Annotated in this window: 15 protein-coding genes; 14 read left to right on the top strand and 1 reads right to left on the bottom strand. The window is 33.6% G+C overall.

Going from position 1 to position 16,161, the window contains the following annotated elements:
• Positions 1-269: 269 nt before the first annotated feature.
• Positions 270-2,432 carry an outer membrane beta-barrel family protein gene (locus FOL89_RS04800; protein ID WP_144281714.1) on the bottom strand — a complete coding sequence of 721 codons (2,163 nt, stop codon included), beginning with the start codon at positions 2,430-2,432 and terminating at the stop codon, positions 270-272.
• A gap of 305 nt (positions 2,433-2,737) precedes the next feature.
• On the opposite strand from FOL89_RS04800, the gene FOL89_RS04795 reads away from it, so the two are divergent.
• The 14 genes from FOL89_RS04795 to FOL89_RS04730 all read left to right on the top strand — a co-directional run bounded on the left by FOL89_RS04795 (position 2,738) and on the right by FOL89_RS04730 (position 16,160).
• A complete protein-coding gene (locus tag FOL89_RS04795; protein WP_144281713.1) occupies positions 2,738-4,540 on the top strand; it encodes an Ig-like domain-containing protein in 1,803 nt (600 codons plus the stop codon).
• A gap of 18 nt (positions 4,541-4,558) precedes the next feature.
• The gene (locus FOL89_RS04790; protein ID WP_228444858.1) at positions 4,559-5,092 is read left to right on the top strand and encodes a hypothetical protein; all 534 of its coding nucleotides are present in this window, start codon (positions 4,559-4,561) and stop codon (positions 5,090-5,092) included.
• 359 nt (positions 5,093-5,451) lie between these two features.
• Complete coding sequence (locus tag FOL89_RS04785; protein ID WP_089691037.1) at positions 5,452-5,868, top strand: nucleoside-diphosphate kinase; 417 nt, start codon at positions 5,452-5,454, stop codon at positions 5,866-5,868.
• Between the two features lie 209 nt (positions 5,869-6,077).
• Positions 6,078-7,427: a hemolysin family protein gene (locus FOL89_RS04780; RefSeq protein WP_144281711.1), complete on the top strand. Its 1,350-nt coding sequence runs from the start codon at positions 6,078-6,080 to the stop codon at positions 7,425-7,427.
• A 13-nt stretch (positions 7,428-7,440) separates the two neighbouring features.
• A complete protein-coding gene (locus tag FOL89_RS04775; protein WP_144281710.1) occupies positions 7,441-7,746 on the top strand; it encodes an ATP-dependent Clp protease adaptor ClpS in 306 nt (101 codons plus the stop codon).
• 150 nt (positions 7,747-7,896) lie between these two features.
• The gene (gene udk, locus FOL89_RS04770; RefSeq protein ID WP_144281709.1) at positions 7,897-8,511 is read left to right on the top strand and encodes a uridine kinase; all 615 of its coding nucleotides are present in this window, start codon (positions 7,897-7,899) and stop codon (positions 8,509-8,511) included.
• A gap of 2 nt (positions 8,512-8,513) precedes the next feature.
• Positions 8,514-8,870 carry an FtsB family cell division protein gene (locus FOL89_RS04765; RefSeq protein WP_144281708.1) on the top strand — a complete coding sequence of 119 codons (357 nt, stop codon included), beginning with the start codon at positions 8,514-8,516 and terminating at the stop codon, positions 8,868-8,870.
• 106 nt (positions 8,871-8,976) lie between these two features.
• A complete protein-coding gene (locus FOL89_RS04760) occupies positions 8,977-10,140 on the top strand; it encodes a methylmalonyl-CoA mutase family protein (protein WP_144281707.1) in 1,164 nt (387 codons plus the stop codon).
• Complete coding sequence (locus FOL89_RS04755) at positions 10,140-10,580, top strand: DinB family protein (protein ID WP_144281706.1); 441 nt, start codon at positions 10,140-10,142, stop codon at positions 10,578-10,580. The genes FOL89_RS04760 and FOL89_RS04755 overlap by 1 nt, the downstream gene beginning before the upstream one ends.
• A 2-nt stretch (positions 10,581-10,582) precedes the next feature.
• A complete protein-coding gene (locus FOL89_RS04750; protein WP_144281705.1) occupies positions 10,583-11,731 on the top strand; it encodes a class I SAM-dependent methyltransferase in 1,149 nt (382 codons plus the stop codon).
• A gap of 107 nt (positions 11,732-11,838) precedes the next feature.
• Entirely contained in the window at positions 11,839-12,111 is a 273-nt protein-coding gene (locus FOL89_RS04745; RefSeq protein WP_144281704.1) for a hypothetical protein, read from the top strand.
• 164 nt (positions 12,112-12,275) lie between these two features.
• The gene (locus FOL89_RS04740) at positions 12,276-13,655 is read left to right on the top strand and encodes a dipeptidase (protein WP_144281703.1); all 1,380 of its coding nucleotides are present in this window, start codon (positions 12,276-12,278) and stop codon (positions 13,653-13,655) included.
• A 136-nt stretch (positions 13,656-13,791) separates the two neighbouring features.
• On the top strand, positions 13,792-15,267 hold the full coding sequence (locus FOL89_RS04735; protein WP_144281702.1) for a T9SS-dependent choice-of-anchor J family protein: 1,476 nt from the start codon (positions 13,792-13,794) through the stop codon (positions 15,265-15,267).
• A 113-nt stretch (positions 15,268-15,380) separates the two neighbouring features.
• Positions 15,381-16,160 carry a hypothetical protein gene (locus FOL89_RS04730; RefSeq protein ID WP_144281701.1) on the top strand — a complete coding sequence of 260 codons (780 nt, stop codon included), beginning with the start codon at positions 15,381-15,383 and terminating at the stop codon, positions 16,158-16,160.
• The last annotated feature ends 1 nt before the right edge of the window (position 16,161 follow it).

Here is a 16,161-nt window from a genome sequence, read left to right as displayed (position 1 = left end):
ATTGACGCATTGTGTCAAACTATCAGTAAACTCAGGTATTTACGAAATGCGTCAATCCAAATTATCAATTCTCAAATATAAAAAACAATTTAATAAAGAATTACGGTTTTCCGTAATTAATTTTAACTTCAAACTTCTTTTTTAATGTTTAGAGTTAATGATGTAAAGGAATAAATGATGATTCCTCAATCCCGATGTTTTTTATCAGAACAAAAAAAGAGCAGTAATACTTGATGATTACCGCTCTTTTGAACAAGATAAAATAAAATTTATTTACCGCCGCCGCCGTTTTTCTCGACATCGGTTTTTGAGTTTTCCTTAACTTTTTGGTTTCCAAATCTTTTTACAAAGGTTAAAGAAAATCCGTACCAGTCTGATCTGACAGAATTTCTGAAAGTTCCCGCTTGGCTGAATGTTGTTGCGTCAAAATTTGGTCTCTGGAAAATATTCATCAGCTGAAGACTGATTTCCATTTGTGTTTTAGGGAAAATTTTGGTTGCTGAAATATTGTGAAAAACATTGGTGCGGTTGGCATAAGAGTTTCCGTTATTCTGATTAGAAACTTCTACCCAAGCACTCAAATTGATGTTTTTATTAAATAAATTGGTATATGAAACATTGGCAGAGCTGCTCCAGAAGCTGATGTAATCTCTCGCTCTGAGATCATTTTTCTGATTAAAATCACTGTTGTCAATATAATTCCATCCAAATCCTACATTTACATTGAGTTTATTTTTGAAAAAGGTCTGATTGGTGTTGGCATTGATAAAGTATTTATACACTTTTCCATTAAAATTTTGTGGTTGTGCAATGGTTTTATCAAATTCGGGAGTGGCTCCTTTTTCAGATACATAAGCCGTCCAGTAATCCTGATTGGTAAATGAATATCTTGCTGAAAGGAAGTATTTTTTAAGAATACCGAGTTTCATATAAAGTCTGTCACTCGGATTGGGATTGAGATTCAGATTGCCTCGGTAATAAATTCCGTCATTATTGGGAATAAGGAAAGGATTAAATTCCGAATACCATGGTCTCCAAAGATATCTGTTGTATGTTAAACTCAGATCATAGTTTTTTGAAAAAGAATATTTCAGCAACAAATTGGGTAAAAAAGTTCCGTATGATTCTTTTCTTTTTGCTCCTGAAACATCCTGGCCTACAGAATAATCAATATATTCGTAGCGCAATCCGACTCTGGCTTCTAGCTTCTCAAAAAATGTTTTGCTGAAATTGGCATAAAGCGAATTGATGTTATCCTTATAACGGAAGTTATCATAAGTCGGCAGATTACTCAGATTGTTGCCATAAAGCTGATAGGGAATAACATTATTATTAAAAGCCATTTTACCTCCAACTTCCATATTTCCTCCGGATTTTCCCAAAGGTTGTGTGTAATCTACTTTAAAATAATAATTTCTTGATTGCTGGTCAGATAAAATTCCTATTTCGTTAGCCTCAGTAAGTGCTGAAGATGTCTTGATGAATAAATTGTCTTCATTGGACCCATCATAATTTGAACCGATATTGATGTCTAAAATTTTATTTTTTTCTTTATCGTAATATTTATAGAAAAGATTGGTTCCTAAAGTCTTATTTAATACGGATGCGTTTTGGCTCTGACTGTATGAACTATTGAACACGCCGTCTAAAGATCTTATTCCATCTGCCTGAGAATAGCTGTTTCTATTACCCTGATATGCTTCAAGAATGATTCCTACAGAGTTTTTATCATTGAGCTCGTATTCTGATGTAGAGGAAAATGACGGATTTTTTCCTTTAAAAACATTTTCTGAATCTATTTGGGTTACATCATTGTTTTCGTACAAGGTATTGACGATAGAGTTTTTCTGCACGTAAGTATTATCACTATAGCTTCCAATAAAGGTTTGTGTAAATTTATTTTTATGATAATTCAGGTTAAAATTAGTGTATTGCGAATTTTTGGTATTCTGACGATTATTGAAGGTTACACTTCCCTTAATGCCTTCATCATCACGTTTCTTGAGTACAATGTTAATGACAGATCCAGAGGTTTCGTATCTTGAGGAAGGACTTGTGATTACTTCAATTTTCATTAGATTATCAGCTGGGATTGTTTGCAGGTAATCTTTCAGTTCCTTTCCTGTAAAAACAGATTTTCTGTCATTGATATAAACAGTAACCTGTTCGCCTTCAGCTTTTAGAGCATCGTTATTATCAATACTTACCAATGGAGTCATCCTCAAAACGTCCCATGTAGTATTCCCTGCAAGTATAGAGCTGTTGGCAACATTAAAAACGGTACGGTCTACTTTAGATTCTACAGTCGGTTTACGGGCGGTAAAGGTTACTGCTTCAATTTCTTTTTCTTTAGTTTTTATTGTATCAGTTTTTGCCTGTGCAAAAGTGAATGTACCTGCCAATAATGCAATAGGTAAGAAAATGTTCCTCATGAAAAGTTTATTTTTATAAATAAGACACTTTGAAGGGAATATTTGTTACATGAAAGAACTCATAAAATTTTGTTAAATTTTTATATGCATCCAAAATGGTGTGGTATGTATTCGTTTTCAGATAGATGCTATTTTCAATTCAAATCATAGGGATAAATTTTAAAATAATAATTCACTATTACGAATTGTTAAACATATTGCATTTTTTGTATGACATATATCATATAATCATAATATGTATGATAAATAATATGTATTAATTATCAATTTATATATTTTTACGATTCCTAGAAAACTATTGTGTGATGATAAAGTCTCTCTCAGCCCTTATCGGGCTAAGCATATCTGTGTGCGTCTATTCTCAAAAACCGGTTTCAAAAATTTATTCTGACTTTGGCGGCTTTTGGCAAAGTACTACTTCTCCGGTTACTCCCAACAACAATCATAATCTACTGGCATTCACATGGGATGCTGATGGAAGCGGAACCGTTTATTCGCCAATTACTTACAGTACTGGCGTTAATGATGCTGTTCTTAATACAAATGGAGTAACATTTCAGGCCGGAACTTTCATCTCTTTACCAATTTACAATATTCCGACTCCGGGAAGCAACACCTTCATAGGAGTGGGACAAGCATTTGGCGGGAATGGCAATGTTTCTCCTGTTCCTGTAAACAATAATCTTGTGGAGTATCTCTCTGACGGATTGAACGGATTGGGTCTCGGAACTGCCATTTTTAATATTCCTCAGGGTTCAAGCATCAGCTTAAACACAATGGGAATTGTACCTTCATCAATTGGTGACGGAGTACCAGATCTTATTTTTACACAGATGGGTGAGCCTTCCGGAGCAAATGATACTTTTTATTTTACAGATGCAAATAATAATATTATAGGTAATACCTATTCTGTTGCATTTAATAGTGTACCTGTAATAGGTAACGCCTGCTGGAAATTTTATAACGCCAATACAACTCCTCCGTCTTATAACTCTAGTATTTCAAGCAACTGTACACGTGCGATAAGAGTATTGGCAGCTGACTGGTCAGAATTTGGTATTACGAATGCAAATTATTCTCAGGCGATAAAATTGATACAGACTTTTTCAGGTACCTCAGATCTTGCTTTCATTGGAGCTTATAATGAAGATTCTATTACTTTTGCAGCGAGCATCAATGGTTCTGTTTATAATGACAATAATGGTGGAGTTCCTGACGGAAATGCTTATCAGGGTGCAACGGTGAAGTTGTTTAATAATGGGACTGAGATCAGATCAACGGTTACTGATGTCAACGGATTTTATTATTTTGATAATATCAACACCAATACTTATCAGGGACCTTATTCAGTAACGCTTACTATACCTTCAGGATTTGCTGTTGTTGGTAATAAAAATGGCACGACAAGTAACAGTATCAATGTAAATCTTATCAATAGCTCCTCCAGTGGGAATAATTTTGGAATCAATCGACCACCGGTAGCGGTAAACGACAATTATTCTGTGCCAAAAAATACGCCGAAAACCTTTAATATTCTTGCCAATGATTATGATTTTAACTCAGGTTTATTAGTCGCTTCGACGATTAATTTAGTGCCACCTTCGGGAGCTTCATCAATCGTGAGCCAGAGTGGTGCTGTGAAAAGTTTTTCGGTATCCGGACAAGGCTCCTGGAGTGTGGATAATAGTGGCTTATTAACCTTTACACCAGAAAATAATTTCTTCAATAATGCTTCTGTGGTAAACTATACAGTGAAAGACAATGCGGGACTTACAAGTAATATTGCTGCAATTAATATTGCTGTTGATTACTGTTTTAAGCCTGGAATTGGCGGTACTCCCGATGCTTATACTAATGTGGGTATTTCTACACTTTCTCAAAGATACAGAAACTGGCCTGAAGGTCCGGGATTAAATCAGGGTGGGGTTCCAAATGGATTTTTGGCATTAAATTCTACCAACAAAAGAATGGTAATTACCCGTGTAGCGAATACAGGATTGATTAGCCAACCTCAAAAAGGAATGATTCTTTACGATATTTCTGCTCAATGTGTAAAACTGTATGATGGTAATGCGTGGAAATGCATAAAACGAAGCTGTAATGATTAATAACTTTAAATTTTTATGATGATTAAATATATTCTTCCTTTATTGGTTGCAGGATTTGCAAACGCACAGGTAGCGATAGGTAAAACTGAAGTATCTGGAAATAGTTCTATTCTGGAATTTGCCGGAAATGTTACCAATACTACAAATTTTCGGGGAATAATTCTTCCGGCAGTAAACTCTTCACCTGTTTTTCCGGTGGTTTCACCATCTACCAATAATCCTCAGAATGGCACATTTATTTTTGACAAGCAATCAAGAAAAGTCAGAATGTTTGAAAATGGAAATTGGGTAGACTTGTCTGATGAAGGAAATTCTGGCAGTATTATTCCTGTCACTGGTACAGAAACAGGATCTGGTGCTGTGATAGGTGCTCAAAATACCAACGCGCAAGGTGTTCTGATACTCGAGTCAACAAACAAAGCTCTTATATTGCCACATATCAGCAATCCACATCTTACAGTGAAAAGTCCGTATCCGGGAATGATGTGTTACGATATCGTAAGTAATTCTCTGGCTGTGTACGATGGCAGCAATTGGAATTTTTGGAAATAATAATTCTTAAATTTAGTTCAGGTTATTTTAAAAGAAAAAACCCAGCCGAAGCTGGGTAAAAACTAATAACCATGAAAACTCAATTTAAACATGAGAATCGCTATGATAGCAACAATTTGTATGCCAAAAAATCAATCTTAAATTCATAAATAATGTTATAATTTGTTAAAATATTTTAAAATTATACTTTTACAAAATTTCAGCTGTTATTAAGAATTATTTCTTTATTCTTGTTGACTTTCATTAAAAGAAGTTTGGGTAAATTTTTATAGCAAGATTGTAACAGATAAAAACAAAAAATTGGTAAATTTTTCTTTCATTATTTTTTGTACTTTTGCGCCATTAAAAAACATTCATATATGTCAAATATTACATTTACAATGATTAAGCCTGATGCTGTTGCAGATGGTCATATTGGTGCTATTTTAGGGAAAATCGCTGAAGGTGGCTTTAAAATTAAAGCGTTAAAACTTACACAGCTTACGGTAGCAGATGCAAAAAAATTCTATGAAGTACATGCTGAAAGACCTTTCTATGGTGAATTGGTTGATTTTATGAGTTCAGGACCAATCGTTGCTGCTGTTTTAGAAAAAGACAATGCTGTTGAAGATTTCAGAACGCTAATTGGTTCTACAAATCCTGCTGAAGCTGCTGAAGGTACTATCAGAAAAATGTTTGCAAGAAGTATAGGAGAAAATGCCGTTCATGGCTCGGATTCTAACGAGAATGCATTGATTGAAGCTCAGTTTCATTTTTCAGGTAGAGAAATTTTCTAAGAAGATTGTTAATCTCACATATCAAAGACTGTCCCACGGATAGTCTTTTTTTATTCAATTAATTTTTGGAATTGAAAATTTTATTTTTGCTTAACTTTAAAACAGGTTTTTAGAGGTAATCACAATAAGAAATAGACTGCCGAAACTTTTCAGACGGCATTTTGATATTATTATTTTGTATATCTTTGTAAATAAATTATAATTTCCAAATGGATTCCGACATAGTCAGGCTTTTGCTAGCCTTGTTTCTTGTATTACTCAATGGCTTTTTTGTAGCCGCAGAATTCTCAATTGTTAAAGTTCGTTACTCACAGATTCAGCTGAAAGCAGCAGAAGGTAATTCTATGGCAAAGCAGGCAGAGTTTATCATCAAACGTCTTGATGAGTATCTTTCTGCAACTCAGCTCGGGATTACTTTAGCTTCTCTTGCATTGGGGTGGGTAGGTGAAAGTGCAATGCACCATGTTATAGACAGCCTTCTTCATTCAATGGAGATCAATTTTTCCGAATCTACTGTTACTACAATTTCACTGGTTATCAGTTTTTTAATTATCACAGTTATGCATATTGTTTTTGGTGAATTAATTCCCAAATCAATTGCTATCAGAAAAGCTGAGGCTACCACTATGGCAACAGCGGTACCTTTAAGGGTTTTTTATACGATTTTTAAACCATTTATCTGGTTGATGAATCTCATGTCAAACGGAGTATTAAGGCTGATGAAAATTCACCCGGCTTCTGAACAGGAAATTCACTCTACAGAAGAATTGCAGCTTTTAGTAAAACAAAGTGCTGACAGTGGGGAAATTGAAGAGGAAAATTATGAAATCATTAAAAATGCTTTTGATTTTACAGACCATTCTGCCAAACAGATTATGGTTCCGAGACAAAATATAACTTCCATTGATTTTTCAGATGATCTGAATGATATTATTACTAAAATCATGGATAGCGGTTATTCCCGAATTCCGGTGTACGAAAATTCAATTGATAATGTAATCGGAGTTTTTTATACCAAAGAGATTATCAGAGAATTTGTCAAGAGAAAAGGAAATCTGAGCCACGATGATTTAAGAGAATTAATGCGTGAATCTTTCTTTGTGGTAGGCAGCAAGAAAATTTCAGATTTGCTCAAAATATTTCAGCAAAAAAAACAGCATTTAGCTATTGTAATTGATGAGTTTGGAGGAACTGAAGGTATTATCACACTGGAAGATATTTTAGAAGAATTGGTAGGCGAAATTCAGGATGAAGAAGATGATGAAGAAAAGCTGGTCGATAAAATTGGCGAAAATATTTATTGGATAAAAGCTACACAACCTTTGGACGAAATCAACGAATCTTTGCCGAAAAAACTCCCGATTGCGGAAGAGTATAATACTTTGGCAGGATTTATTTTGCATAAGTTAGAAGAAATTCCTGAAGAAAATCAGGAGTTTGATTTGGAAGGTTATCATTTCAAAATACTTAAAATGAACAATAAAAGTGTTGAAATGGTTGAGCTTGAGTATATAGAACCTAATGTTTTAGATGAATTAGTTGACAAAATAGAAGTTTAATATCAGATTAAAAATGTTTTTTAGTAATTCAGTGAAAAATTATGAAAATCCGAAACGTCAATATGAAGAAGAAGTATTGGTTTTGGATGAGACAGATGAAGTATACAAATTAGTGCTTCACAACGACGATATCCACACATTTGATGAGGTTATTGAAGCTCTTATTCAGATTTGTAAACATGAGCCGATACAGGCTGAGCAATGTACAATGCTTATACATTATAAAGGCAAATGCACAGTAAAAACAGGCTCTATTGATTTATTAAAGCCTATGCATGACAAACTTATTTCCCGAAGTTTAACCAGCGAAATAGTATAATATCAACTCCGGCAATTGTGCCGGTTTTTTTTGATATTGAGTTGTGAAAATGCAGTAAATCTCCATTAAAAAAACTTCCGTATTCCAAATTCCCATTTTAAGCTTCTAAATAAAATACTATATTTGTAAAAATAAAAACAGACTCAAAAAATGCTTGTAATAGGAATTGCGGGTGGAACGGGATCCGGCAAAACTACTGTTGTTGATAAAATTATACAACAACTTGATATTGAGGGAATGAATATCCTTTCTCAGGATAATTATTATCATGATAACCATAATCTCACTTTAGCTGAAAGAGAAGCTCTTAATTATGATCATCCCAAATCCATAGATTTTGACTTACTGATAAAGCACGTAAAAGCCTTAAAAAACAATGAGTCTATTGAGCAGCCTATTTACAGTTTTGTAACCCATTCAAGAACAGGAGATCATGTGACGGTAGAGCCAAAAAATGTTTTGGTCGTTGAAGGGATTTTAGTTTTAACCAATAAAGAACTTCTTAAAGAATTTGATCTGAAGGTATTCGTTCACGCAGATTCAGATGAAAGACTCATTCGAAGAATCAGAAGAGATACACAGGAAAGAGGAAGGGATCTAAGTGAGGTTCTGCACCGTTATCAAACCACATTGAAACCGATGCATCAGGAATTTATCGAACCTTCAAAAAATGAAGCTGATTTGATTATTCCTAATATGAGACAAAATTCTGTAGCCATTGATTTTTTGACTACTGTTATTAAAAATTCACTCAGAAAACATTGAAAATGTCAGAAAAAGAACTTATCAAAGACATTAAGCCAAAGTCTGAAACTTTGAAGTTTATTCAGAATTATATTCTGAACAAATATGTCATTACCATTGTTTTATTTTTGGTCTGGATGATTTTCTTCGATAAAACTTCTTTTTTGGTAATTCATGAGCTGAATGGCGAAATCAATAAATACGAAGAGCAGCTGGAATATTATAAATCAGAGTACGAAAAAAATGATAAATTCTACAAAAAGCTGATGAATAATAAATCTGAAAAAGAAAAATACGCCAGAGAAAATTACTTCATGAAAAAGCCGAATGAAGAGATTTTCATCCTTGTTGCGGATAGTGCCAATATTGCAAAGAAATAATTTTTAAAGTAATTGTCAACGGCTAATTTTTGCTAAACAAGTGAATCGTTAAGATTAATAAGCAAAACCAATTGACATTTCACAACTGACTCAATCAACATTATTTATGTCAAATACTGAAACCTTCTCAAACTGGGAAAATCTCGTTAAGAAACAACTTAAAACGGAAGATATCTACACGCTTCTGAAAAAAGAAAATCTTGAAGGAATTGAAGTTAAGCCTTTATATCATTCAGTTGAAAAGCAGCTTCCCAATCTTCCGAAGATAGAAGAAAGTACACATTTGGTTGCTCATTATCAGGAAAATCTGGAAGACGATGTTTTTGCTTTTTTACTCGATGAGAATGTTGAAAATTTGGCAGAAAAAACCATTTTTATCAACAATAAAGATTTGGCAGAACATATCAGTCCGCAAGATGAAGATCAGTATTTCTCTTTGATTGATGTGTTTGATGAAAAAAATGCTGAAATTAACGACCAACTGGTTAAAGAACTTCTGGCAAAAGATTTTAAAAGAAATATCTGTGTTGATGTATCACTTCATCAAAATGCGGGTGCAGCCATCTTTCAACAATTGGGAATTGCTTTGGCTAAAACAAAAGAGCTTGTTGAAGCATACGGAGCCGAAATTTTAGGCAAAATACTCTTCAGATTTGCTGTAGGAGGAAATTATTTCTTTGAGATGGCAAAGATCCGAGCTTTTAAATTGGTTTTCAATCAGCTTTCAAAAGAATATGATTTGAATGACATTCCATACATTTTTGCTGAGACATCTTTGAGAAATAAGTCTGTTTCGGATAATGAAAATAACCTTATTCGTTCAACTCTGGAGCTTGCTTCTGCGATGATTGGAGGTGCAGATGCAGTATATAGCAGTAATTATCTTGTAGATCAGTCTACAGAAAATTCTGAAGAAATTTCTTTCAAACAGCAGATTGTTTTGGCTTATGAAAGTATCATCAATGTCTTTGAAGATGCTTCTAATGGGAGCTATTATGTTGAAGATCTGACTCAGCAGATCGCTGAAAAAGCATGGAGATATTTTGTTGAAATCGAAGAAAAAGGAGGGTATCTGTTTCTTTTGAAACAAGGTTCTATTCAAAAAGAAATTTATACCCATGCAATTGAAGAGCAAAAATGGGTAGAAGAAGGAAAAATCAAGCTAATCGGCGTTAATTTATATCCAAAACTGGATGTTAAAAAAACGATTGATAATTTATATAATGAGAAAGAAATAAAAGCAGTTCGTTGGGCAGAAATGTATGAATAATGAAAGAGAAAATCATTGATCTATTTGATTACACTTATCATTTTAACAAAGAAATTATTCTTATAATCTTAGAAAATATTTCTAAAGTAGATGAAAAAACTCTCAGTTTAATCAATCATACTCTCAATGCGCAGCAGATTTGGAATTCAAGAGTATTAGGAGAAAAAGCATTTCAAGTCTGGCAAATCAATCCTCTTGAAAATCTTAACGAAATTAATCTCCAAAACTATCAGAAAAGTATTGAAATTATAAAAAATTCTGATTTGGATAGAACTGTTGAATATCAAAACTCAAAAGGAGAAAAATTTAAGAACAGTATTTTCGAAATACTTTTTCATGCAATTAATCACTCCACATACCATAGAGGTCAAATAAATACTTTACTCAAACAAAACGGTATAAAACCAATACTCACTGATTATATTTTTTACAAAAGATAATTTTGGGAAAGAAAATTTTAAATTCTGAGATTCAAAAATTTATCAATGCAAATCTAAACTCAGATTTACATAAGTTATTATTAAGAAAATCTCCATTTCCAGACGTTTCAATGCAGGAAATTGTACATCAGATCAAGGGAAAGCAAACTGCACAAAAAAAGTTTCCGTTTTTACTCAAAGAAGGAATTATTTTTCCTCCGCAGCTTAATATTGAGCAATCTTCATCTGAAACTACCGCAAAATATAAATCTGCAGCTTTAAATGGAAAAAGCTTCATCGACTTAACAAGCGGTTTCGGAATTGATGCTTATTACTTATCAGAAAATTTTGAACAAATTACTCTTATTGAAAAAAATGCTGAACTTTTAGAAACCGTACAGCATAATTGGAAAATCTTAGAAAGAAAAGCAACATTCATCAACAAAAAACTTGAAGATTTCTTAGAAGACAATAAAGATGATTTTGAGGTAATTTATCTTGATCCTGCAAGAAGGGATCAGAATAAAAACAAAGTTTTTCTGCTTGAAGACCTATCTCCTAATATTTTAGAAATTCAGGATAAACTTCTTTCAATTTCACGAAAGGTCGTGATAAAATTATCTCCGCTTATTGATTTGAAATATCTTGTTTCTGTCTTGAAAAATGTTTCACAAATTGATATTATCGCCGTTAAAAACGATGTGAAAGAAATCGTGATTACTCAGAATAAAGATTTTTCCGGTGAAATTATTTGTCATTGTGTGAATCTCGAATCGGAAGAAACATCGCTTAGCTTTTATTTTAATGAAGAAAAAACTGCTGTAGCAGAATATGATGAAGCTCATAAATGGATCTATATACCTAATAACGCTGTGCTGAAAGCAGGAATTTTCAATTTAATTTCAAAAAAATTTGGACTAAAGAAACTGCATCCAAATACTCATATTTATACATCAGATACTAAAATTAAAGATTTTCCGGGAAGGATTTTGGAAATGAAAACTGTTGATTCAAAAGAAATTAAGAAGAAAGAGCAGTTGAATATTATTTCTAAAAATTATCCTTTAAAACCGGACGAAATTAAGAAAAAATATCAGCTGAAAGATGGTGGAGATCGCTATCTTATTTTTACACAATCAAAAAAAGGCAAAATAATATTAAAATCAGTATAAAAATGTTGCCGAAAAATGCAATATTTCTTACTTTTGGGCAAATTAAAATTCAGGAGTTGATTGATTGGTAACAATTCCGTAATATCCTAAAAAATAAAAATTTACATATGAAAAAATTAGTTATATGTTTAGCTTTGGCAACGGTGGCGGTAAGCTGCAAGAAAATTCAGGCAGGTGGAAATAAGAGTACTTTAAAGCTTGAGGAGGGTGTAGAAAGATATTCTGATGATCATCAGGGCGGAGCAGAGCATCACGGAAACGCTCATGAAACAACTCCTGTAAACGGGCAGCCAACTCATGTTGCTCATGAAGCTGAAGCAGCAAAAAAAACAGATAGTACTGAAGTAAAGCATGAAGAAGCGGCTAAATCTGAACACTAATTTTTTTCTTAAATAAAACATAAATCCTGCAAATTTTGCGGGATTTTTTGTTGTAAACAATTTCTCCCCTATATTCACAAAAACTCCGATCATAAATAAATATTAGCTTTATTCCTTGTCATCACAGACAAAAATTTTTAATTTTATCAAAATTTAAAATCATAATGCAAGAAACATTAAAGTATATCAGCGAAAATAAGAACCGTTTCGTTGACGAATTGTTTGAATTACTCAGAATACCGTCTATTTCAGCTGATCCGGCTTATAAAAACGATGTGTTAAAATGTGCAGAAGTATGTGCAGAACATCTTAAAAATGCAGGAGCAGACAATGTTGAAGTCTGCGAAACCAAAGGTTATCCTATTGTTTTTGGAGAAAAACTGATTGATGAAAAGCTTCCCACTATTTTGGTTTACGGTCATTATGATGTACAGCCTGCTGATCCTTTAGACTTGTGGAAAAAACCACCCTTTGAACCTTATATTGAAAAAACTGAGCTTCATCCTGAAGGAGCTATTTTTGCGAGAGGTTCAGCGGATGATAAAGGACAGTTTTTTATGCAGATCAAAGCTTTTGAAGCAATGATGAAAACCAATTCTTTACCTTGTAATGTGAAATTTATTTTGGAAGGTGAAGAAGAAGTGGGATCTGTAAGCTTGGGAAGCTGGGTTGAAGAAAATAGAGAAAAACTTTCCTGTGACTGTATTTTGATTTCGGATACCCATATTTATAGCAATGAGCAACCAACGGTTACAACGGGCTTAAGAGGCTTGAGTTACGTGGAAGTTGAAGTTGAGGGACCCAACAGAGATTTACATTCCGGATTATATGGCGGAGCAGTTCCGAACCCTATTCATGTTCTTTCACGAATGATTGCCAAAATGATTGATGACGAAGGGCATATCATGATTGACGGCTTTTATGACAATGTTGAAATTGTTTCAGAAAAAGATAGAACCGAGATGAACAAGTTAAAAGACAATCCTGAAGAATTCAAAAAATCAATCGGCTTGAATGATGTAGAAGGTGAGAAAGGTTATACAACTTTAGAAAGAACATCTATTCGTCCGACTTTAGACTGCAACGGAATTTGGGGTGGTTACACAGGAGAAGGAGCAAAAACAGTGATTCCATCCAAAGCTTTTGCTAAAATTTCCATGCGTTTGGTTCCTTACCAGACTCCTGAAGAAATTACGGAGAAGTTTACAAAATATTTTGAGAAAATTGCTCCGGCTAATGTAAAAGTTAAAGTGACTCCGCATCATGGAGGAATGCCGTACGTGTTACCAACAGACACAAAAGAATTTTTAGCGGCTAAAAATGCAATGCAGGCTGCATTTGGAAAAGAGGTTTTACCTTACAGAGGAGGAGGAAGTATCCCTATTACAGCAATGTTTGAGCAGGTTTTAGGAGCAAAATCAGTATTAATGGGATTTGGTCTGGATTCTGATGCTATTCATTCACCAAACGAGCATTACGGTTTGTTTAATTTCTATAAAGGAATTGAAAGTATTCCGTTGTTTTTTGAGAATTATTCTAAATAATTTAGTGATTATATTATAAATAAATGATCCTCAATAAAAAATATTGAGGATTATTTTAATTTTAACAAAAAAAATTATCATTGATATGTGATGTTTTTTTATATTTACGCTATTAAAATTTAAAATTAAAATAATTATGAAAAAAGTTTTACTCTCATTGGGATTTGCAATTTTTTCGCAATTTTCATTTGGTCAAGCAAATTGTGCGGGTGCTTTAGCTGTAACTTCTGGTAGTACAACTACTGTTTCAAGTTATACTGGAAGTTATGTAGGAACTTGTGCTGGTAGCGGACAGGCTACAACTCCTTTTGCAATGTGGTACAAATTTACTGCTACTGCAAATGGGGAACTTACGGTTTCTTCTGATTTACCCCAAAATGATGGTCTTCTTAAAAGTGATGACACTAGACTTTCTATTATAACGGGAACTTGTACCGCTTTATCATGCTATGGTGGAAATGATGATATATCAAGTGCTAACTATCTGTCAGCTACTACTATACCTGTTGCGGCTGGCACAACCTACTATATTGTATGGGATAACAGATGGAGCAATTTAGGATTTGATTTTACAGTAAATTTTAATGCTGCGTCATGTATTAGACCTAATGAATTTGGTATTAATACACCTTATGCTACAAGCACTACAAATGCAACTGTTAGTTGGAGTGCTGCTATTGGCACACCAGCGTCTTATGATGTAGAATATGGACCAGCAAGCTTTACTCAAGGTACGGGTACTATCGTAAATACAACAACCCCTACTGCAAGTATTAGTGGTGCTGCAGGATCTGCTATTTTTTATTATCTTAGAAGTAAATGTTCAAGTAGCTCTCAAAGTGCTTGGATTGGACCATACAGAGCTTTTGCGGCATTAGATGCAACTACAGCAGGATATCCATATGGTTTTGATAATACAAATGGATTTGCTGCTGATGGTTGGTCGGGTAGTTGGTCTACTAATAATGCTGCCGGTAATCCTCAGGCTGGTGCGCAAATGGTATTTTCAAATTCGAGTACTGTAGTAGCTACTCCAACCGACAGATGGCTATATTCACGACCAATTTATTTAACTGCTGGAAACTCTTATCAAATCACATTTTATCTGAGAAATTTCACAGCTGCAACTCCAGTACCTGCACAAAGTTTGCAATTAAAAGTAGGTAATCAACCGAATCCTACTGCTCAGACAACTACGGTTTGGTCTACCACAAACTTCTCGGCATCCACTTGGACGCAGATGACAACATTATTTAGTCCGAATACTAGTGGAGTTTATTATTTTGGATTTAATCATAATACTCCTGGTGCTGCTGGTGCTGTTTCTCTTGCTCTTGATACATTTAATATTGCTGCTGGGGTATTAGGTACCAATGACATTGTGTTTTCTGACAATAAAGTTTTAATCTCTCCTAACCCAACTTCAGACATCCTAAACATCAAAACAGATTCAAAAATCAATGCAGTATCTGTAGTTGATATGACAGGAAGAAAAGTTGAAGTTAGATTAGATGGTAATCAGGTAGATGTAAGAAGTCTTCCTACTGGAACATATTTGATCAACATTGAAACTAAAGATGGTATTTCTACTGAGAAATTCATCAAAAAATAATAACTGATAAATGTTATCTTATAAAAAACGCTCCAATTGGAGCGTTTTTTATTTTTCACCAGAGTATGAATATTTTTTTGTATATTAGTGATCTATAATATAAAATTTTAACCATGAAAAAAATCGCTTTACTGGTAATCTGTGCCTTATTTTCAAATTCCTTATTTTCTCAGCAGTGGGATGGTGCCGCAAATTCAACAGATAATATTTTTAGAAATGGAAATGTGAGTATTGGAGCTAATTTTGCTAACACAAGAAGTAAGTTAGTTATTAATGGAAACACAAGGCTAATAGATAATAGCAAGATTTTATTTGGAAACGACCCTGTTACAAGACCAACGTATTCCCATTCTTTTTATACGATTATGTATAATTATGACCCAGCCTATTATGTAGATTTTCCGCCTTCAACGGTTGTTAAAAGAGGCTTATATATGCATCCTACTTATGAAGAAACAAACGGAGTTTATCAGACAATACCTACTGATAAGATAGCTTTATATTTATCGGATTCAAAAAAAGTGGGTATAGGTACAGATAATGTTGATTGTTCCAATTGTTTAGATTACCGTCTCTTCGTTAAAGACGGTATCAAAACCGAAAAAGTAAAAGTAGAAATTGCTGCGAATAGCGGTTGGGCTGATTATGTATTTGAAAAAGATTATAAGTTGATGCCATTAAGAGATTTACAATCTTTTATTGATGAAAAAGGTCATTTACCGGAAATTCCTACTACCGATGAAGCGATTGCTAATGGTATTGAACTGAAGGAAATGAATATTCTTTTATTAAAAAAGATTGAAGAACTTACTTTATACACTTTACAGCAACAGAAGAATATTGAAGAACAGAATAAACGTATTGAGGGATTAGAGAAAAAACTAAGTAAATAAT

Origin of the sequence: Chryseobacterium echinoideorum (assembly GCF_007474535.1) — a bacterium.
GTDB lineage: Bacteria > Bacteroidota > Bacteroidia > Flavobacteriales > Weeksellaceae > Chryseobacterium > Chryseobacterium echinoideorum.
The sequence above is the reverse complement of the archived record's forward strand: the minus strand, read 5'-3'. Positions and strand labels throughout refer to the sequence as shown.